At 62.4% G+C, this 19,158-nt stretch carries 19 protein-coding genes; 8 read left to right on the top strand and 11 right to left on the bottom strand.

Going from position 1 to position 19,158, the window contains the following annotated elements; translation table 11 throughout:
* Positions 1–65: 65 nt before the first annotated feature.
* Positions 66–527, bottom strand: a complete 462-nt coding sequence (locus tag A2J01_RS34510; RefSeq protein WP_007733468.1) for an RNA polymerase sigma factor SigD — start codon at positions 525–527, stop codon at positions 66–68.
* Between the two features lie 63 nt (positions 528–590).
* Positions 591–1,157 carry a hypothetical protein gene (locus tag A2J01_RS34505; protein WP_007733469.1) on the bottom strand — a complete coding sequence of 189 codons (567 nt, stop codon included), beginning with the start codon at positions 1,155–1,157 and terminating at the stop codon, positions 591–593.
* 253 nt (positions 1,158–1,410) lie between these two features.
* Here A2J01_RS34505 and A2J01_RS34500 point away from each other — a divergent pair, with 253 nt between their 5' ends.
* The 4 genes from A2J01_RS34500 to A2J01_RS34485 are packed head-to-tail and all read left to right on the top strand — an operon-like array spanning position 1,411 to position 4,587.
* Positions 1,411–2,067 (top strand): hypothetical protein, encoded by a 657-nt coding sequence (locus tag A2J01_RS34500; RefSeq protein WP_003939689.1) that lies wholly within the window; start codon positions 1,411–1,413, stop codon positions 2,065–2,067.
* A complete protein-coding gene (locus A2J01_RS34495; RefSeq protein ID WP_007733471.1) occupies positions 2,060–2,623 on the top strand; it encodes a hypothetical protein in 564 nt (187 codons plus the stop codon). The genes A2J01_RS34500 and A2J01_RS34495 overlap by 8 nt, the downstream gene beginning before the upstream one ends.
* Before the next feature lie 12 nt (positions 2,624–2,635).
* Positions 2,636–3,313 (top strand): response regulator transcription factor, encoded by a 678-nt coding sequence (locus tag A2J01_RS34490; RefSeq protein WP_003939990.1) that lies wholly within the window; start codon positions 2,636–2,638, stop codon positions 3,311–3,313.
* On the top strand, positions 3,310–4,587 hold the full coding sequence (locus A2J01_RS34485; RefSeq protein WP_058226118.1) for a sensor histidine kinase: 1,278 nt from the start codon (positions 3,310–3,312) through the stop codon (positions 4,585–4,587). The genes A2J01_RS34490 and A2J01_RS34485 overlap by 4 nt, the downstream gene beginning before the upstream one ends.
* A gap of 64 nt (positions 4,588–4,651) precedes the next feature.
* On the opposite strand, the gene A2J01_RS34480 is transcribed toward A2J01_RS34485, so the two are convergent.
* The 3 genes from A2J01_RS34480 to A2J01_RS34470 all read right to left on the bottom strand — a co-directional run bounded on the left by A2J01_RS34480 (position 4,652) and on the right by A2J01_RS34470 (position 8,816).
* Positions 4,652–6,367 (bottom strand): glycerol-3-phosphate dehydrogenase/oxidase, encoded by a 1,716-nt coding sequence (locus A2J01_RS34480; protein WP_064114466.1) that lies wholly within the window; start codon positions 6,365–6,367, stop codon positions 4,652–4,654.
* Between the two features lie 48 nt (positions 6,368–6,415).
* Positions 6,416–7,924 carry a glycerol kinase GlpK gene (gene glpK, locus A2J01_RS34475; RefSeq protein WP_003939742.1) on the bottom strand — a complete coding sequence of 503 codons (1,509 nt, stop codon included), beginning with the start codon at positions 7,922–7,924 and terminating at the stop codon, positions 6,416–6,418.
* Positions 7,925–7,988: 64 nt separating this feature from the next.
* Complete coding sequence (locus A2J01_RS34470; protein ID WP_003940085.1) at positions 7,989–8,816, bottom strand: MIP/aquaporin family protein; 828 nt, start codon at positions 8,814–8,816, stop codon at positions 7,989–7,991.
* Positions 8,817–9,055: 239 nt separating this feature from the next.
* Between A2J01_RS34470 and A2J01_RS34465 the strand changes: the two genes are divergently transcribed.
* Positions 9,056–10,039 (top strand): sugar-binding transcriptional regulator, encoded by a 984-nt coding sequence (locus A2J01_RS34465; RefSeq protein ID WP_007733475.1) that lies wholly within the window; start codon positions 9,056–9,058, stop codon positions 10,037–10,039.
* Here the strand turns inward: A2J01_RS34465 and A2J01_RS34460 are convergent.
* Positions 9,974–10,780 carry a TetR/AcrR family transcriptional regulator gene (locus A2J01_RS34460; protein WP_064114465.1) on the bottom strand — a complete coding sequence of 269 codons (807 nt, stop codon included), beginning with the start codon at positions 10,778–10,780 and terminating at the stop codon, positions 9,974–9,976. The two genes, A2J01_RS34465 and A2J01_RS34460, sit on opposite strands and share 66 nt — an antisense overlap.
* A 93-nt stretch (positions 10,781–10,873) precedes the next feature.
* On the opposite strand from A2J01_RS34460, the gene A2J01_RS34455 reads away from it, so the two are divergent.
* Together A2J01_RS34455 and A2J01_RS34450 are read left to right on the top strand one after the other, a co-directional pair.
* On the top strand, positions 10,874–11,827 hold the full coding sequence (locus A2J01_RS34455; RefSeq protein WP_064114464.1) for an ATP-binding cassette domain-containing protein: 954 nt from the start codon (positions 10,874–10,876) through the stop codon (positions 11,825–11,827).
* The gene (locus tag A2J01_RS34450; RefSeq protein WP_064114463.1) at positions 11,824–12,585 is read left to right on the top strand and encodes an ABC transporter permease; all 762 of its coding nucleotides are present in this window, start codon (positions 11,824–11,826) and stop codon (positions 12,583–12,585) included. The genes A2J01_RS34455 and A2J01_RS34450 overlap by 4 nt, the downstream gene beginning before the upstream one ends.
* Positions 12,586–12,677: 92 nt before the next feature.
* On the opposite strand, the gene A2J01_RS34445 is transcribed toward A2J01_RS34450, so the two are convergent.
* The 5 genes from A2J01_RS34445 to pdxH form a co-directional block, all read right to left on the bottom strand.
* Positions 12,678–13,040 carry an FKBP-type peptidyl-prolyl cis-trans isomerase gene (locus A2J01_RS34445; protein WP_003940440.1) on the bottom strand — a complete coding sequence of 121 codons (363 nt, stop codon included), beginning with the start codon at positions 13,038–13,040 and terminating at the stop codon, positions 12,678–12,680.
* A 70-nt stretch (positions 13,041–13,110) separates the two neighbouring features.
* A complete protein-coding gene (locus A2J01_RS34440) occupies positions 13,111–14,409 on the bottom strand; it encodes a citrate synthase (RefSeq protein WP_003940509.1) in 1,299 nt (432 codons plus the stop codon).
* 358 nt (positions 14,410–14,767) lie between these two features.
* Positions 14,768–15,715, bottom strand: a complete 948-nt coding sequence (locus A2J01_RS34435; protein ID WP_042921680.1) for an aldose 1-epimerase family protein — start codon at positions 15,713–15,715, stop codon at positions 14,768–14,770.
* Between the two features lie 41 nt (positions 15,716–15,756).
* Entirely contained in the window at positions 15,757–17,022 is a 1,266-nt protein-coding gene (locus tag A2J01_RS34430) for an MFS transporter (protein ID WP_021332219.1), read from the bottom strand.
* The gene (gene pdxH, locus A2J01_RS34425; RefSeq protein ID WP_007733483.1) at positions 17,019–17,732 is read right to left on the bottom strand and encodes a pyridoxamine 5'-phosphate oxidase; all 714 of its coding nucleotides are present in this window, start codon (positions 17,730–17,732) and stop codon (positions 17,019–17,021) included. Before pdxH ends, A2J01_RS34430 begins: the two co-directional genes overlap by 4 nt.
* A 244-nt stretch (positions 17,733–17,976) precedes the next feature.
* On the opposite strand from pdxH, the gene A2J01_RS34420 reads away from it, so the two are divergent.
* Positions 17,977–19,104 carry a citrate synthase 2 gene (locus tag A2J01_RS34420; RefSeq protein ID WP_003940025.1) on the top strand — a complete coding sequence of 376 codons (1,128 nt, stop codon included), beginning with the start codon at positions 17,977–17,979 and terminating at the stop codon, positions 19,102–19,104.
* Positions 19,105–19,158: the final 54 nt, after the last annotated feature.

The raw sequence follows: 19,158 nt of genomic DNA, 5'->3' as shown, positions 1-19,158 counted from the left end.
GAAAGAGTTGCGTGAGGTTGCCGGGAGTTGCGAAGGGTTGCAGCTGTTGACTTTCGAGCGTTGATTCAGGCGCCGCTCAGGCTGTCGCGTCTGATCTTGGCCAGCGCGCGGTGTTGGGCGAGTTCGACGGCGCTCGTTGTCGTTCTCAGTGACAGCGCCGTCTCGCGCACGTCGAAGCCGACAACGATGCGAGCTACCAAGACGTTGCGTTCTGCGGCCGACAGATCACCGAAGGGCAGAGTGAGTCGACTGGAGGCAGGTAGCGAATCGATTTCGCGACTGATCGCGTCGTACAGATGCGCGAGGAACGCTTCTCCGGCACGTCTACGTCGCCGAATGTCGGACAGGACGGATCGGCAGATACCGACGGCAATACGATCAGCGTCGAGCGGTCGCAGTTCGGCACGGCAGCGCCGCGTCACCAGAGGCACGATGCGTTGAAGGAGTTCTGCAATCGCGTCCCGATCCCCTCGGGACGCATCGTCGGCAACACTGTCGATCGAACGTCCACCTGCCCTGCTTGTCATTCCGATCTCCCCCTGGTTCGGCTCTTGGTCGAATTCCCGACTAATGCTCAGGTTTTGAAGTCGCTAGGGGCGTATCGGCTCGGGGCAGATCCCGGTTTGTTCCCCGATGATGTTGATCTCGGCGTTGGAACGAGGATCAGCGCCGTAGTTGATCTGGTCGGTGCACTTCTCGGGGGGCTCGACGGCATCGGGCGGGAGGGGCGCCGGGCACGAACCCATCCGCTCTCCGATGCTGTTGATCTCCGCATTCGAACGAGGGTCACCCACATAGTTGATCTGATCGGTGCACTTGGTCGACTCGGTAGCCGGACCAGGGGCCGCAGGGGCAGCCGCGCTGGTCGAGACCGGGGTCCAGGCCGGCGCAGCTCCGCCCGCCGGGACTCCGGGGGTGGATGCGTCCGTACCGCCGCCCACCGAGTTCGAGCCTTCGACTGTCTCCGAAGTGGTCGCTGCGGTCAGCGGCGGTGGGGTCGTAGACGCCGCAACCACCGATGTAGTCGTCGGTTCGTCTCCTGGAGCGCTGTTGTCATCACTCGAACACCCTGTCATCGCGCACACCACCCCGATCGTCAGTACGGCGAGCAGCACTCGCAGACGCCGAGTCTTGTTGGTCAGCAATACTTCAGGCATTTGCTCTCACACTCCTCGATACGCGGATCAGCTCGTTCCGCCCAAGCGGTGAACACCGACGTGACTCACTCTAGGAGCCTGATTCCATCGGTTTCGTAACAGAATTCCGTCGGTCGCGTACCAACTCTCGACGGTCCTGACATTCATACGATTACGTAACGGTGGGTGGCAAAACTCCGATATCGAGATCACCTGTGATCGTATGAAAACGCACATGCCGATGAGAGGGTTCGCAGCGGCCGGGGAGGGGAACGTGTTGTATCGGAGTGACATCTGCGGCGGTCGATCAGACCGTACACGCAGCCTGTTCGGTACAGCGCTCGCGGCAGCAACCCTCGGAGCGTCCGTGATCACCGGCTGCGCGTCCACCCAGGGCGTTGTGATCGAAGGCGATGTCGCTTCCACCGGGTTGCCCGTCACACAACCTGCAGACCTGGCCAGACGGGTTGCCGAAAACTCGAGGTTGGGCCGGGCGCTCCTCGACGATCCTGGGGTGTCCGAGGGAGTGAAGACAGAACTTCGGTCGTGCCCTGACTGGTATCCGATCTCGGTCGGGTCCATCCTTCTCGATCCAGGCGCACCGCGTATCGTGCCGGAGACCGAACTCGTCGTCATGAATGTGTATCCGTGCCAACCGGCCCACCAACCCGGGACCGGAGTGTCGATTTCGGTCAACCTTGCCGGCTACGTCTACCGCAGCGGCAAGGCCGGTTCGAGTGAAGACGATCCCGAACTGGGTGAGCGCCTGTTCTCCGTCGAAGAGCGCGGAAAGTTCATCGTCAGCGGTCAACGCGCCGCGAGTTTGTCTGTCCTGGAAACGGATCCGCGGCCACCGGAGTTCGAATGTTGCCCCCGTCCACCGCTTCGGACCGAGTTCCACTGGGATGGAATGGAGTTCATCCGTGATTGATCGCCGTCGCCGCGCAATGCTCGCCGGTGTTTGCCTGCCGGTCGCGTTTGCTCTCGCCTCCTGTTCCACCGAGCCTGAATCAGAACCCACTCCGAATATCGCAGCATCACTCGACCCCTCGGATCTCTCACAGGGCTTGAGCATCGATCCTGTTGCCCTCCTCAGAGCAGACCCGGAAGTGTCCGATGCGGTCAAGGACAGTCTCCGACTGTGCGGTGATGCGAACTTCCCCTTCGAAATCCGGTATTCCCCCGTGACAGGCGCCGTTTGGCAAGATGCCGTCGTCAATGTCTTCACCTGCGAGTCTGTCGGCATCTGGGGACGACCGGCCCCACCGGTCAGCTTCATGGTCGCCGGATTCGTCTACCAGATCGACGAATCGGGCGCTCACAAAGTCTTCGGAGTGCAAGACCCAGGACGCTACGTCGTCGGCTCAACCGGAGGATTGTCGGTCATGGTCGACCTGTGCAAAGACCCCGGCATTCCGGAGTTCTGTCAATCGTCGACTGCATACAAGTGGACCGGTGAAGGGTTTGAGAGTGTTCCGTTCCCATGAAAGCGAAGGCCGATGACCGATCCGTTGATTTTGCTGGTCGAAGACGACGCTGTCATACGCGAAGCAACGCAATTGAATCTCGAACGCAACGGGTTTCGGGTGATCACCGCATCGGGTGGGTTGACCGGAATGGATATGGCGGTCGACGCCAAGCCGGATATCGCCGTCCTCGACGTGATGCTTCCCGACCTGAACGGAATCAGCCTGTGCCGACGCATTCGTGAGGAACTGTCGGTGCCGGTCATCATGCTGTCCGCGCGCGACGACCCGGTCGACATCGTTCTCGGATTGGAAGCCGGTGCCGACGACTACGTCACCAAGCCCTTCGACAGCGGTGTCCTGGTGGCCCGTATCCGAAGTGTGCTCCGGCGGGTCGAATCCCATTCCGGTACGGAGAAAGACATCGTGACTCTCGGCGATCTGGAGATCGATCGCGAGTTGGTGACCGTCACGCGTTCGGGCGCCGAAGTGGCTCTCACGCCCACCGAAATGAAGCTGCTCCTGGTCATGGTGAGTGTGCCGCGCAAAGTCTGGTCTCGCTCCGAACTGCTCTCGGACGTCTGGGATTACGACTGGGGCGGCGATACGCGCATCGTCGACGTTCACGTTCAGCGATTGCGCACGAAGATCGGCTCCGAACAGATCCGGACCGTCCGGGGGTTCGGCTACACGATGGACAACCATCGGTGAGATCGCGGGATCTCGCCGCCAAGCTCCCGTCCACCGGGAGGCGGTTGTCGTTTCAGTGGAAGATCGCGGCGGCCATCACGTTCGTGATCGCCGTCGCCTCGATCACGCTCAGTACCGTGATGCATCAAACCTTTTCACACAACCAAGAGGATGCAGCGCGGGCGGCAGCTGATCGCAATCTCCAACTGGTGCTGCAGGACGAAACGGGCAGCATGCGTGCGCTGTTCCGCGCCACCACAGATGGTCTCGACGTTCCGGAAGAGTTGCGTCAGGCCGTGGCGGGCGGCAAACGTGCCACCTACCTTGTCGACAGCGGGGACCAGCCATTTGTCTGGGCCGCTGCCGACGTCAACACTCAGGTGGTGGCGATTCGCGTCCCGTACACCGCGCAGCGGGAATCGATCGCCAGCGTCGATCGGACACTTCGCAACGCCACCATCGCAGTGATCGCAGCGGGTGCCGTCCTGGGTGTGCTGCTTGGACTCGCGATGTCGTATCGATTGCGCTCGGCCGCCCGTGCGGCTCGCAAAGTGTCTACCGGAGCGGACATCCGCGTCCGCTCGGTCACCTGGTCGCTTTTCGACGACGAGATCACCGAGCTGGCGGATGCGGTCGACGCGATGTCCGATGCTCTACGGGGACAATTGGACGCCGAGAAGCGCGTGACAGCCAACATCGCGCATGATCTCAGAACACCCATCTCCGGACTGGTCGGCGCCGCAGAGCTCCTGCCACCCGGTAGGCCAACCGAATTGGTGCGCGACGGCGTCCACAAACTCAGGAGGCTCGCCGAGGACGTCATCGAAGTGGCACGCCTCGACACCACCTCCGAGCAGGCAGACATCCAATCGGTGGAACTGGCGCCGGTGGTGCGTCACGCGATTTCCACCACAGGAGTCGAGTGTGAAGTGAGTGTTCACGGCACCCCCGTGTCGTACACCGACGCGCGCAGACTGGAGCGGATCATCGCCAACCTGATCTTGAATGCTCGCAATCACGGAAAGTCGCCGATCAATGTCCACGTCGACCACTCCCGCATCACGGTCCGAGATCGGGGCGTCGGGTTCACTGAAGAGTGGCTTCGCCAGGGGCCGAAGAGATTTCAGACCAACTCCGTCGAACGCGGCCCGAACTCAGGCCTGGGCCTCGGCTTGACGATCGTAGTGGGACAAGCGGCGGTCATCGGCGCTCGTATCGACTTCGCGAACCATCCGAACGAGGGCGCGGTTGTGACGATCGACCTCCCTGAATGTTCGGCAGACGAGTTCGATTGACATCGAGGCAGTTCGGTCGATCGGCCGGGACACAGCGTCCCGGCCGATCATTGGCGTCCCGGACTCAAACCTGTCCGACAGTGACTCCGGTGCGAACGTCCGGTGCACCGAGGCGCGCCGCATCAGCTGTGAGGTCATCGGGCTGCTCCTGAGATTCCCGCTCGGCTGCGACGCGCAACCGGTAGTGCTCGATCTCCTCGGCAATGTGCTCGGGAGTCCAACCGAGCACCGGCGCAACCAGTTCCGCCACTTCGGCAGCTGCCGCATCGCCGCGATCGGTAACCTCGATGGAGATGCGGGTACGACGGGTGAGGATGTCGTCGAGATGCTGTGCACCCTCGTGACTCGCGGCGTAGTGAATCTCCGCCTTGAGGTACTCAGGGGCGGAGTCCAACGGCTGCCCCAGTTCAGGCCTCGCCTCGATGAGTTCGAACAACTCGTCAGCCAAAGTGCCGTACCGCCCGAGTAGGTGCTCGATGGTCGAAACGTGGAGCCCGGTGCGCTCAGCGGTGAGATGCCGATTGTTGTGCGCGGCAAAATAACCGTCGGCACCCACCAGTTGGATACGCTCGGTGCAGGACTTCGGCACCTTCTGTTCCAATCCGTGTACCGCGGAATCGACTGCGTCCTTGGCCATCACGCGGTAGGTCGTGTACTTGCCACCGGCGCCCACCGTCAACCCTCGAACCGGACTCGACACCGCGTGCTCACGCGAGAGAGTGCTGGTCGAGTCCGATTCGCCGAACAACAACGGACGCAGTCCCGCGTACACACCGACGACGTCCTCGTGCGTCAACTCGTCCTGGAGCAGCTTGTTGACATGTCCGAGGATGTAGTCGATATCGCTTCGGCTCGCTGCCGGATGCGCGAGGTCGAGGTTCCAGTCGGTGTCCGTCGTACCGATGATCCAGTGGCTTCCCCACGGGATCACGAACAGCAGACTCTTCTCGGTCCGCGTGATGATTCCGGTAGAGGAGTTGATGCGGTTTCGCGGGACGACCAGGTGCACACCTTTCGAAGCGCGAACCTGGAATTGCCCTCGCCCACCGACCATTTCCTGGATCTCGTCGGTCCAGACCCCGGCGGCGTTGATGACCTGACGAGCACGGATCTCGAACGCGCGACCCGTTTCCAGATCCACGGCCTTCACCCCGACTACGCGGTCCTCCTCACGGAGAAAGCCGATTACGCGGGTGCTGTTGACGCACAGCGCGCCGTATTCGGCTGCTGTGCGCGCCAGCATCATCGTGTGGCGGGCGTCATCTACCTGACCCTCGTAGAACTTGACCGAACCCCGGATAGCAGAGCGCTTTCCGGAAGGGAACGATTCGAGAGTCTTCTTCTTGCCCACATGCTTGTGGTGTGAGGGAACCCCGCGGCCTGCGCCCATCACGTCGTAGACGCCGATGCCCAGACCGACGTACGGCCGGTCGATCAACTTCTCGAGTGGGTAGATGAACGGCACCGGCTTCGCGAGATGCGGGCACAGCGAATTCAGAACCAGCGACCGCTCACGCAGTGCCTCGAACACGAGCGCAAAATTGAACTGCTCGAGGTAACGCAGTCCGCCGTGGAACAGCTTGCTCGACCTGCTCGAGGTTCCGGACGCGAAGTCGCGAGCCTCCACCAAGCCCACCTTCAGACCGCGAGTTGCGGCGTCGAGCGCGCTACCCGCTCCGACCACGCCACCGCCGATAACGAGGACGTCGAGTTCGGTTTCTTCCAACTTCTTCAGCGACTCCGCCCGCGAGGACGGACTCAATGCTTGTGCTGTGCTCATGAAAACTGTTCCTTCACTTGAAAATAGGTAGAAATGGGGGCGCCGCGATCAGTCTGCGTCGACCCAGTCGAGTGTCCGAGTGACGGCTTTCTGCCAGCCTGCATACAGGCGCTCACGCTCGGCCGAATCCATCGACGGCGTCCAGCTCTTGTCCTTCGCCCAGTTGCTGCGAATGTCGTCCTCGCTCTCCCAGTACCCGACCGCGAGACCAGCGGCGTACGCAGCGCCCAATGCCGTGGTCTCCGCAACGACAGGGCGGATCACCTCGACGTCGAGCAGATCGGCCTGGAATTGCATGAGGAGTTCGTTCGCGACCATTCCGCCGTCGACCTTGAGAACCTTCAAGTCGACACCCGAGTCGAGGTTCATCGCCTCGATCACCTCACGACTCTGGTACGCAGTCGCTTCGAGCACCGCCCGGGCAAGGTGCCCCTTGTTCACGAACCTTGTCAGACCGACGATCGCACCGCGTGCATCCGCGCGCCAATGCGGTGCAAACAGGCCCGAGAACGCGGGCACGAAGTACGCGCCACCGTTGTCGTCCACAGAGCGCGCGTTCACCTCGATGTCGGCCGCGTTGTCGATCATGCCGAGGTTGTCCCGAAGCCACTGGACCAGCGAACCGGTCACGGCGATCGATCCTTCCAGTGCGTAAACCGTTGGCTGCTCACCGATCTTGTAACAGACCGTCGTCAACAAGCCGTTCTTGCTCATCACCTTTTCGGTGCCGGTGTTGAGGAGCACGAAGTTGCCGGTTCCGTAGGTGTTCTTCGCTTCTCCGGGCGAGAGGCAGGCCTGACCGAAAGTCGCTGCTTGCTGATCGCCGAGGATTCCGGCGATCGGCACGCCGGACAACGTTCCGCGTTCGCGCACGAATCCGAAAGTTTCGGACGAGCTGCGAATCTCGGGGAGCATCGATTCGGGGATGCCCATGTCGGCGCAGATCGCCGAATCCCAAGCGAGAGTGTCGAGATCCATCAACAGAGTGCGCGACGCGTTGGTGGGGTCGGTAGCGTGCACTCCGCCGTCGACGCCGCCGGTCATGTTCCACAGCACCCAGGTGTCCATCGTGCCGAAGCACAACTCGCCTGCTTCGGCCTTCTCACGCGCGCCCTCGACGTTGTCGAGAATCCACTTGACCTTGGGGCCCGAAAAGTACGTGGCCAACGGCAATCCGGTGACTTCGGTGTACTTCCTGGGGCCGTCTTCGCCGGCGAGTGCAGTACAGATTCGATCGGTGCGTGTGTCCTGCCAGACGATGGCGTTGTAAACGGGCTTTCCGGTTGCTCGTTCCCAGACCACTGCCGTCTCACGCTGATTGGTGATGCCGACGGATGCGATGTCGGCCGCGGTCAGATCTGCGTTGGCCAAGGCGCCCGCGGTGACGTTGCGGACGTTGTCCCAAATTTCGATCGGATCGTGTTCGACCCAGCCTGCCTGCGGAAAGATCTGTGTGTGCTCGTGCTGTTCGACAGCGACTACGTGCCCACTGTGATCGAAGATCATGCATCGCGTGGAGGTGGTTCCCTGGTCTATCGCGGCTACGAACTGCGCCATCGTGCTACCCCTTTGGTGTCGAAGAAAGTGCGAAAGATTTACTGTCAGAGATGATGATTCGCCGTCAGGCCGGTATCGTGGCCGGCTCCTCGGCTGCCTTCTCCACCGACTCGTCAGGCAGGAATCGACCAATCAGCTTGTCGTAGAGGAACACCCCGATCGGAGCGCCGATCAGCGGCCCCACGATGGGCACCCAGAAATACAGGCTCCCGTACTGATCTCGCCAGGCGCTGCCGTAACCGGTGAGATACGACGCCAGCCGCGGACCGAAGTCACGGGCCGGATTGATGGCGTAACCCGCGTTGGTCGCCCATGCGAATCCGATTGCCACCACGATCAAACCGACGACGAAGGGCGCAAGATTCGCGAGCGGCGGAGTTCCCCGAGTATCGGTCACCGCAACGATGAGGAACAACAGGATCGCCGTGCCGATGATCTGATCTATCAGCGCTGATCCCAGACTGACCGGGAGCGTTCCGTTTCCGGGCATCGTCGAGAAGATCGTCTGAGTCGCCGTTGTGTGTCCGGGATCGATGGCATTGAGCATGTCGTTGTAATTCCACCGGACGATCAGGGCCGCGACAAAGGCTCCAGCGGTCTGCGCCAGCGTGTAGGGCAGGACCTTGCGCCAGGAGAATCCCCGGAAGATCGCAAAGGCGAAGGTCACTGCGGGGTTCAGATGAGCACCCGTCACCCGGCCTGCGACATAGATGCCGAACATGACGCCGAGTCCCCAGGCCCACGCGATACTGTCGTGTCCGCCGAGACCCCCACCGCTCCCGCCGGACACAACCTGCGCCACAACTCCGACGCCGAACAAGATCAAGATCATCGTTCCGGCGAACTCGGCTGCCAACTCGCCTGGAAGCCCTAATCGCTTGGCTTTCTCCATCCCCACCCTCACTTCGTTGTGATGCATGTCATAGTTTGGTTTGCTGCACCCGTAGCGTAAGGCCGTTTGCACATTCACGCATAGCTCGTGCACATATGTGCAAATGGCCCATTTGCGCACCGTAACGCGGGTAACAGACACACTTCTGGGACTTTGCGTGATCGAGCGCTTCGGCCTGGGCCTACTCGGATAAGATTCGGTTCAATGCTCTTGCACGTACGTGCAGACAGGACGAACCCATGGAAACTCCCACTTCGGACTCCGCTACCTCCGATCCGGCGGACCCGCGCATCGCCGACGCAGTTCAGGCCGCACGCCTCTACTACTTCCAGGACCAGACCATGGCTGCCATCGGCCGCGACATGGGGGTGTCCCGATCCACCGTCTCCCGATTGATCACCTACGCGCGCACCTCGGGTCTCGTCGAGATCAAGATCAGCACCCCGCACGGCCAGGCTCCTCGCATCGAACGCGAGTTCTCGGAACGGTACGGAGTGCGCGCCCACGTGGTGACCGTGCCGGAACTGGTGGGAGATCTCGAGCGACTCGAAAAGGTCGCAACCTTTGCCGGACGCCTGCTGGCGTCGTTCTTCGACAGCGACATGGTGATGGGGATCGCCTGGGGAACCACACTCAGTGAAGTCAGCAAGCACCTTGCCCCCAAACGCACGTACAACTCGTACGTCGTGCAACTCAACGGCGCTGCGAATACTCGCACCACCGGAATCTCTTACGCCAGCGACATCATCAGAACCATCGCCGACGCCTACGGTGCTCTGCCACAAGGATTTCCGGTGCCTGCCTTCTTCGACTACCCGGAAACTCGGGAGCAACTGTGGCGCGAACGAAGCATCAAACGCGTCTTGGACATGCAGAAGCGAATGGACCTGGCAGTCTTCAGCATCGGCGTACCAGGCGGCAACGTACCGAGTCACGTCTACACCGCCGGATACCTCGAACCCGATGAAGCAGAAGCACTTCGACGCGACGGAGTGGTCGGCGACATCGCAACCGTCTTCTTCCGGTCGGACGGGAGCTACCGCGGAATCGAACTCAACGAGCGCGCGAGCGGCCCGCGACTGGACCTTTTCGAGAAGGTCGCCAGGCGCGTGTGCATCGTCGCCGGAACAGCAAAACTGCCGGCCCTGGAGGGAGCACTACGGGGCGGGCTGATCACCGATCTGATCATCGACGACGTCAGCGCCACTGCGCTGGTGTCCTGACCGCTGCAGCACCAGCTTCTCGATTCCGTCGAGAAGTAAGCCAAGCGAGAAACTGAAATCGAAGGCATCGTCGCCGGCGGCCTCACCCTCCGGGCTGCCGTCCTCGAAGCCGCCTTCCTCGATTGCGGCACTCAGGTAGGGGAATCCCTCCCGATTGATGACACGAGCAATGAGAGCGCCGTATGCGACGTCGTCGTCTGCCGACTGCGCTGAACGAGAAGCCAGGTCAGCCGAGAATCGAGCGCGGCCGATGACGAACAACGACACGTTGGTCACCACCTGGAACTTCGACGCGGCGCTCAGGGCGACCCCGTCGAGGGCGCTCAGACCCGCGTCGAGCCACGCCATGTTGTTGGGCCCGGTCGGTGGAGCCGTGATGGGCAGCTTGAGCCACCACGGTCGACTCAGCATCGTGGCGTACTCCTGATTCGCCCACGCCTCGAGCTTGACACGCCAGGTCACGCCGTCGGGAATTACCGGCGGCGGCCCGATCACCCGATCCGAAATCAGTTCGATCAGTTCGTCTTTGCTTGCCACGTAGCGGTAGAGCGACATGGTCGTGAACCCGAGCGCTTTGGCCACGCGGCCCATCGACAGAGCGGTGACGCCTTCTGCGTCGGCCAATTCGATCGCGGTGTCGAGAATTTGCTCGAGACTGAGCCCCTTCTTCGGACCCCGCGTTCCCGGCTGGTCCAGTCCCCAGGCCAGTTCAACTGCTCTCGGTAGCGCTCCGCGATCCATAAGCTCCCACTCTTCACTCTTGCCATCATCCTAGAACTGTGTACGCTATAAACACGAGTTTATGATATACACAGTTCTTAATTGGAGGTCTCGATGTCAGGAACGATCCCCGCAATCTCGGTCCGCGGACTCCGTAAGCGCTACGGCGATCAACAGGTACTGGCTGGACTCGACCTGTCGGTCCCGGCCGGATCGGTGTACGCCCTCCTCGGCGCGAACGGCGCCGGAAAGACCACGGCCGTAAGAATTCTCACCACCCTCATCCCCTTCGACGGAGGTGAGGTCACGGTCGCGGGGCATTCACTGCCCGGAGATCCACAGGACGTTCGGCGACGCATCAGCGTGACCGGGCAGTACGCAGCCGTCGACACCTTGCTGACCGGATTCGAGAACCTCACCCTACTGGGCGAACTGAATCACCTGGGCCGGAAGAACTCCCGTCGCCGTGCCGAGGAATTGCTCGACCAGTTCGTTTTGACGGACTTCGGCGACAAACGCGCCGGCAACTACTCGGGCGGCATGCTCAGACGACTCGACATCGCAATGAGCCTCGTCGCCCGACCGGACGTCGTCTTTCTCGACGAACCCACCACCGGCCTGGACCCGCGAAGCCGCCACGACATGTGGTCGATCGTTCGAGGACTCACAGCGTCAGGCGTCACCATCTTCCTCACCACCCAATACCTCGACGAGGCAGACGAATTGGCCGATACGGTCGGCGTGCTGAGCGGTGGCCGCATCGTCGCCGAGGGAACACCGGACGAACTCAAACGCCTTGTTCCCGGCGGCCACGTCGCACTGCAATTCGAGAACCTGGCCCAACTCGAACTCGCCGCGGCGTCACTGCCGCAGGCGCATTCGAATGCCGAGACCTTGACCCTGCACATCCCTTCCGACGGGGCAGTTCCGTCGATCAAAGCGATCCTCGACTCGATCGACGATCCGTCGATCACCGTCGAGAAGTTCTCCGTTCACACTCCGGATCTGGACGACGTGTTCTTCGCGCTCACCGGATCAGGCCAACCCGAGATTGCGAGCGTTCGATGACCTCCACCATTGCAATCGATTCCGCGGTGATGCTCCGCCGGAATCTCAAACACGTTCTGCGCAGTCCGGATTCGATGATCACCGCGATAGCCCTTCCGGTCATGCTCATGCTGCTGTTCGTCTACGTCTTCGGCGGCGCCATCAACACCGGTAGCGACTACATCGACTACGTAGTGCCCGGAATCATCCTTCTGTGCGCCGGTTTCGGCGCCTCGACCACCGCGGTCAGCGTCTCGAGCGACATGAAGGACGGGATCATCGACCGTTTCCGGACCTTGGCGATCTCTCCGTCGTCGGTCCTGACCGGTCATGTACTGGCCAGCGTCGTCCGCAACGTCCTGACTACGGCGATCGTGGTCGTGGTTGCGCTGATCATGGGATTTCGCCCGACCAGCGATCCGTTGCGCTGGCTCGGCGTCGCCGCTGCGATCGTCGCCTTCGTCTTTGCCATGTCGTACCTCTCGACAGCTTTGGGACTCTTGGCCCAGAACCCGGAGGCTGCAAGCGGATTCACCTTCGCCATCATGTTCCTGCCCTACGTCAGCACTGCTTTCGTTCCGGCTGAGACCATGCCGTCCTGGCTGCAGGGGTTTGCCCGGCACCAACCGGTGACTCCGATCATCGAGACTGTGCGCGGACTCCTGATGGGCACGCCGATCGGGAACAGCGCGGCCATCGCCCTCGCGTGGTGCCTGGGCATCGCCGCCGTGGGATTCGTGTGGTCCAACTGGCTCTACCGACGAAAGACCGCGAGCTGACCACACAAGAAAGCCCCACACCTGACGGTGCGGGGCTGCTTGTGCTGTGCGCCTTTATTAACCGCGGGGGGTTAATAAAGGCGCACAGTGGATTACTTGGCGTCCAGCAGATCGATCACGAAGACCAAGGTCTTGCCGGAAAGCTGGTGCCCTGCACCGGCGGGGCCGTATGCCAGCTCCGGCGGAATGGTGAGCTGACGGCGTCCGCCGACCTTCATGCCCGGGATGCCGTCCTGCCAGCCCTTGATCAGGCCACGAAGCGGGAACTGAATGGACTCGCCACGGCTCCAGGAAGAGTCGAACTCTTCGCCGGACTCGAACTCGACACCGACGTAGTGAACGTCGACGGTGCCACCGGGAACGGCTTCGGCGCCTTCTCCGACAACCAGATCCTTGATGACCAGATCGGTCGGCGCGGGGCCTTCCTGGAACTCGATTACGGGCTTGCTACTCATGGGTCCTCCTCGTTGAGGCGAAATGTTGGGTACAGAAGACTAGCGGGTGGTGATATCGCTAGGTCACGCGTCAGCGGGACGTGATGTCTCTGTAGTCACGCTCGGTGTAGCCGGTGTATATCTGGCGCGGGCGGCCGATCTTCGTAGCCGGATCCTCGTGCATTTCACGCCAGTGCGCAATCCAGCCGGGCAGACGGCCCATGGCGAACAGCACCGTGAACATGCGCGGCGGGAAGCCCATCGCGCGGTAGATGAGGCCGGTGTAGAAGTCGACGTTCGGGTAGAGCTTGCGCTCGATGAAGTAGTCGTCCGTGAGGGCGGCCTCTTCGAGTTGCATTGCGATGTTGAGCAGTTCGTCGTCGCCGCCGAGCTTGGCGAGGATGGTGTGCGCGGTTTCGCGGACCAGCGCAGCGCGCGGATCGTAGTTGCGGTAGACGCGGTGCCCGAAGCCCATGAGCTTCACGCCGTCTTCCTTGTTCTTGACCTTGCGGACGAACTCGGCTGCGGTGCTGCCGCTGGCCTTGATCTCGTCGAGCATCTCGAGCACTGCCTGGTTGGCGCCGCCGTGCAGCGGGCCCCACAGTGCGTTGATGCCGGCAGAGACGGAGGTGAACAGGTTGGCGTCCGACGAGCCGACCATACGCACGGTCGACGTGGAGCAGTTCTGCTCGTGGTCGGCGTGCAGGATCAGCAGCATGTCGAGTGCCTTGGCGACCTCGGGATCACCCTGGTACGGCTCGGCGGGGAAGCCGAACGTCATACGCATGAAGTTCTCGACCAGGTTCAACGAGTTGTCCGGGTACAGGAACGGCTGTCCGACGGACTTCTTGTACGCGTACGCAGCGATGGTCGGCAGCTTCGCGAGAAGACGGATGGTGGACAGTTCCACCTGCTCCGGATCCTCGGGATCGAGCGAATCCTGGTAGTACGCCGACAATGCGTTCACTGCGGACGAGAGAACCGGCATCGGGTGAGCGTTGCGCGGGAATCCGTCGAAGAACCGCTTGAGGTCCTCGTGAAGCAGGGTGTGTCGACGGATGCGGTCCGTGAAGGACTCGAGCTGGGCGTCGGTCGGCAGTTCGCCGTAGATCAGCAGGTAGCTGACCTCGATGAACGTCGACTTACCTGCCAACTGCTCGATGGGATATCCGCGGTAACGCAGGATTCCCTTCTCACCGTCGATGTAGGTGATTGCAGAACTGGTGGATGCAGTGTTCACAAAACCGGGGTCAAGGGTGGTGTACCCCGTTGTGGCCAGCAGCTTTCCCAGCTCGATGCCGTCATTGCCCTCTGTTGCCCTGGCAATGGACATCGTGTACTCACCACCGGGGTAAGTAAGCGTGGGCTTTGTGTCATTGTCAGCGGGCACGAAGGATCCCTCTCAAGCTCGAACCAACGAGTAACTACATGCGATCAACTAGAAACTAGTCGCACGGGAGAGATCGTGCCGAAGGAGGGTCGCTCCACGGCTATTTTTCGGGTACTCACGAACCCGACATACCCACCGAAACTGAGACATGTTCCAGTCTGGGCTTTCCCACTCGCGTGACCGGTACTCCAGTCTACGGAATCGCGCATTTACCCACACTGATCTGCAAATCTCGGCTGCAATTCGCAAATGGGAGCAACGTCGGACCTTCCGGACCACTGACACGGGGTACCGAAAACCGATTGTTATCGGCTGATGCCTACTTGGTGTTACACGATCCCACGGTATGAGAGCCGGATCACAGCGCCTTGATGCCCCAGCTACCCGTCCACGTCTGACCCGGATGAAGCACCAGGAGATCGATGCCCGAGTTGAAGGCGTCAGGCGGGCAGGTCATCGGCTCCAAAGCCAATGCGCGGCCGCGATCGGGATACCCCTTGTCGTTGGCGGGATCTGCGACGAATGCCTGAATCCACGGGAACTCGCGGTTGGTCCACAGGGCAGTGCCCGTTCCATCCGGAGCCAGCAGCTCGTGTTGCGTGCGACCACTGCCGTCGACGACGTCCAATGCGCTGTACGGAGTGTCCAACTGCACCCCGGCAAGCAGTCTCGGTGTCCGGAAGTCGTAGTCCGTACCGGCGACTGCCTGCGAATACGCGTTCGGCAGCATCCTCGCCGGATCGATCGGCAACCGCGTGCCTGCTGCCAGATGCAGAGCACATTCGTCGAGCGGAAAGTCGCCGGCGCGAATGAAGGTGTGCATTCCGAGCCCGAACGGCGACGAGGTCGCACCCTTGTTCGTGGCCGTGTGCGTGACGGTCAGTCCGTCGGCACCGACCTCGTAGGCGACCGTCAGCTGCAACGGATAGGGCCAACCCTTGTGAAGTCCCACGTCGACCGACAGTTCGACGCGCTCGTACGTGTGGTCCACGAGGCTCCAATTGCGACGCCGGACGAACCCGTGGCTCGCGTTCCCCAGCGCAGGTTCGGTGATCTCGAGTTGATGCTCGATCCCGTCGAACATGAAGTGCCCGTCGCGAATTCGGTTGGGCCACGGCGCGAGAACCAATCCGGCCGACAGCGGTGGCTTCGATCCGAGTGCCCAGGTCTCGGTCAGCGCGCGCTGACCGTTCGGTCCTTCGTGATCGAGTAGCCGCAACCCGGCACCGGCCGCGGCGATCTCGGCTCGATAGCCTCCACCACGGATCTCGAACCCTCCCCTACCCGTGCTGTGCGGCGCAGTCATACGTACCAGTTTCCACCACGAGCGACCGGTTAACCAGGACGTCAGACGGCGCGTCCCACCTTGTAGCGAACGAATGCCGGAAATGCGAGGGCAGAAAGGACAACACCGACAATCACCAGGAAGCCGCCGCCCGCTGCCGCGACACCGGTCCCGAACAGGAAGGCTGCACCGCCGTGCAGCACGTCACCGATACGCGGACCACCCGCCACGACCACGATGAACACGCCCTGCAGTCGTCCGCGCATGTCGTCGGTTGCCACTTGCTGGAGCATCGTGCTGCGGAAAGCCGCCGAGACCATGTCGACGGCTCCGCCGAATGCCAGGAATGCGACCGCCACCCAGAGCAGAATCACACTGGAACCGGGACTCGCGAAGTACACGGCAACGCCGAAGCCGACCATGGACAGCCCCCACAGCGCGATGCAGACCAGAACGGCTCGCCCCTGGTACTGAACCCGTGGCAACCAACCCGAGAAGACTCCGCCCAGAACGGCTCCCACCGACATCGCCGCGAACAGCAGTCCCAGCGCAAAACCGCCGCTGGCGGGGTCACCGAAGGATTCGTGAGCGATCTCCGGGAACAGTGCTCGCGACATCCCGAACACCATCGCGATGATGTCCACCACGAACGACGCGAGCAGAACCTTCTGCGTCGCGAGATACGTGAAACCGCCGAGGACCTCGCTCAATCCGGCTCGCCGAGACGTTCCGGTCGGCGGAATCGCCGGGAGCTTCCATACCGCCCACAGTGTGGCGAGAAGAAAGATCGAGTCGAGCAGGTACAGCAGTTGCAGACCGGCCGACGGTATGAGGACACCCGCCAGTAGCGGGCCGGCTATCGCACCGAACTGCACGACAGTCATGTTCAGCGAGTTCGCGGCAGGTAACTGCCTGCCCGGAATCAACCGAGGGATGATCGCCGCTCGCGTCGGCTGGTTCACCGCGAAGAACGCCTGTTGAACCGAGAACAATCCGAGCACCAACCACACGTTGTTCACGTTCAGGGCAGCCTGGATCCAGAACAGCACCGACGTGACGCCGAGTCCGATCGAGGTGATCATCAACAGCCGTCGTCGATCCATGACGTCGGCCAGTGCGCCGCCCCACAGACCGAAAACGACCAGCGGGACCAGACCGAAGATTCCCGTCAGACCGACGTAGGCCGAGCTTCGGGTGATCTCGTACACCTGTTGCGGTACGGCGACAACGCTGAGCTGAGCGCCGATGACGGTGACGATGCCGGCCGTCCACAGCCGTCGATAGTCGCGATTCTCGAGCGGAGTCGTGTCCGCGAGTAGCCGGCTCACGGCTGGAGACGGACGGCGGACCACTGTCCGTCGACCAGGCTCGTGCGAACTCGATTGTGCATGCGGTTCGCGCGTCCTTGCCAGAACTCGACAGACTCGGGCCGAATCAGAATCCCGCCCCAGTTCGGTGGCACCGGAATCTCACCGTCCACGCCGAATCGAGCAGCGACCTCACGCAGTTGCTCGTCGAGATCGGCACGCGAGTCGATCGGACGAGACTGCGACGACGCCCACGCGCCGAGCTGTGAACCTCGAGGCCTGGTTCGCCAATACTCCTGCGTCAGTTGAGCACTCACCCGCTCGGTGGTGCCGCGGACGATCACTTGCCTGGCAAGGGTCAGCCACGTGAAGTTCGCCGACGCGTACGGGTGGGCGTCGAGGTGACGAGCCTTGTCGGATCCGTAGTTGGTGAAGAAGAGGACGCCGTCCTCGCTGAGCCCTTTGCAGAGCACGGTGCGCGACGCCGGACGGCCACCGTCGTCCACCGTCGACAGAGTCATGGCGTTGGGCTCCGGCGCGTCAGCTTCGACGGCGTCCACGAGCCATTGGCGCATGAGGGGCAGCCAACCGGTTTCGACAACCGAAGTATCCAATTCCGCACTCATGCGGTCCTCGACGGACTCCGATTCGCTGCCTGCTTGCGGATAGCCCACACGCATGGCCGCGAGTTCGTTGTCCACCGCCTGCGGGTCCTGACGTTCATTCGACACAGCCGAGAACGCTACTCCCGGGTACTCACTGGCCAACGGCTACGCGGCACGCGCTAAAGTTTGCCGTGGCTAGACCCGACCCGGACCGCGAGCCGCACCAGCGACAGCGCCGAATCGGGACGAGACGATTGCGCAGTACAAAACACGGTGCGTGCTCATCCCTGCGAGCACCGAGGCGCAGTCACTGAAGCTGAGGCAGTGCGACTGTAGACCTGGCGCACTCGAACGAGGAGAGTCCACGAGAATGGCAGCGAGCGCAGCAATACCGGACGATTTTGTGAGCGGACTCGAAGGCGTCGTCGCCTTCACCAGCGATATCGCAGAACCTGACAAGGACGGCGGCGCACTGCGCTACCGCGGAGTCGACATCGAAGACCTGGTCGGCCAGAGGGTCACCTTCGGCAACGTATGGGCCCTTCTCGTCGACGGCCGCTTCGGCCCCGGCCTCCCGCCGGCCGAGCCGTTCCCCCTCCCCATTCACACCGGCGACGTCCGTGTCGACGTTCAGGCCGGACTGGCGATGCTGGCTCCCATCTGGGGCTACCAGCCGCTCCTCGACATCGATGACGAGACCGCCCGCGACCAGCTCGCCCGCGCATCCGTCATGGCGCTGTCGTACGTCGCGCAGTCCGCTCGCGGCATCTACCAGCCGGCAGTCCCGCAGAGCCGCATCGACGAGGCCAAGACCGTCACCGAACGCTTCATGGTTCGCTGGAAGGGTGAGCCCGATCCGGCACACGTCGAGGCAATCGACGCGTACTGGGTCTCGGCAGCCGAGCACGGCATGAACGCCTCCACCTTCACGGCCCGCGTCATCGCCTCCACGGGCGCCGACGTCGCGGCTTCGCTTTCCGGCGCCATCGGCGCGATGTCCGGCCCGCTGCACGGCGGCGCACCGGCCCGAGTTCTTCCGATGATCGAAGAGACCGAGAAGACCGGCGACGCCCGCGCACTGGTCAAGGGAATCCTCGACCGCAAGGAAAAGCTCATGGGCTTCGGACACCGCGTCTACCGCGCCGAAGATCCCCGTGCACGCGTGCTCCGCGCCACGGCCAAGCGCCTCAACGCTCCCCGCTACGAGGCTGCCGCAGCTCTCGAGCAGGCTGCACTGGCAGAACTGCGTGAGCGTCGTCCCGATCGCGCGATCGAGACCAACGTCGAGTTCTGGGCCGCCGTCATCCTCGACTTCGCCGAGGTTCCCGCGCACATGATGCCTGCCATGTTCACCTGTGGCCGCACCGCCGGCTGGTGTGCACACATCCTCGAGCAGAAGCGTCTCGGTAAACTGGTACGCCCGGCCGCCATCTACACCGGCCCGGCGCCCCGTACTCCGGAGTCGGTCGAGGGCTGGGACCAGATCAGCCACGCGTAGTACCCCGCTCGAATTCGCCAATCACGGTAGTACAGAACACAAGTGAAGGAACAG

Source organism: Rhodococcus sp. EPR-134 (assembly GCF_001647205.1).
In the GTDB taxonomy this organism is placed as follows: domain Bacteria; phylum Actinomycetota; class Actinomycetes; order Mycobacteriales; family Mycobacteriaceae; genus Rhodococcus_F; species Rhodococcus_F qingshengii.
Note: the sequence above shows the minus strand (reverse complement) of the source record. Positions and strands in the feature narration are given on the sequence as shown.

Coding starts and splice junctions, on each gene's coding strand:
- A2J01_RS34435 (WP_042921680.1), bottom strand. CDS start 15,715: ATGACTGCGCCGCACAGCACGGGTAGGGGAGGGTTCGAGATCCGTGGT.
- A2J01_RS34480 (WP_064114466.1), bottom strand. CDS start 6,367: ATGAGCACAGCACAAGCATTGAGTCCGTCCTCGCGGGCGGAGTCGCTG.
- glpK (WP_003939742.1), bottom strand. CDS start 7,924: ATGGCGCAGTTCGTAGCCGCGATAGACCAGGGAACCACCTCCACGCGA.
- A2J01_RS34505 (WP_007733469.1), bottom strand. CDS start 1,157: ATGCCTGAAGTATTGCTGACCAACAAGACTCGGCGTCTGCGAGTGCTG.
- A2J01_RS34510 (WP_007733468.1), bottom strand. CDS start 527: ATGACAAGCAGGGCAGGTGGACGTTCGATCGACAGTGTTGCCGACGAT.
- A2J01_RS34465 (WP_007733475.1), top strand. CDS start 9,056: ATGGAAACTCCCACTTCGGACTCCGCTACCTCCGATCCGGCGGACCCG.
- A2J01_RS34445 (WP_003940440.1), bottom strand. CDS start 13,040: ATGAGTAGCAAGCCCGTAATCGAGTTCCAGGAAGGCCCCGCGCCGACC.
- A2J01_RS34450 (WP_064114463.1), top strand. CDS start 11,824: ATGACCTCCACCATTGCAATCGATTCCGCGGTGATGCTCCGCCGGAAT.
- A2J01_RS34455 (WP_064114464.1), top strand. CDS start 10,874: ATGTCAGGAACGATCCCCGCAATCTCGGTCCGCGGACTCCGTAAGCGC.
- A2J01_RS34490 (WP_003939990.1), top strand. CDS start 2,636: ATGACCGATCCGTTGATTTTGCTGGTCGAAGACGACGCTGTCATACGC.
- A2J01_RS34420 (WP_003940025.1), top strand. CDS start 17,977: ATGGCAGCGAGCGCAGCAATACCGGACGATTTTGTGAGCGGACTCGAA.
- A2J01_RS34470 (WP_003940085.1), bottom strand. CDS start 8,816: ATGGAGAAAGCCAAGCGATTAGGGCTTCCAGGCGAGTTGGCAGCCGAG.
- A2J01_RS34460 (WP_064114465.1), bottom strand. CDS start 10,780: ATGGATCGCGGAGCGCTACCGAGAGCAGTTGAACTGGCCTGGGGACTG.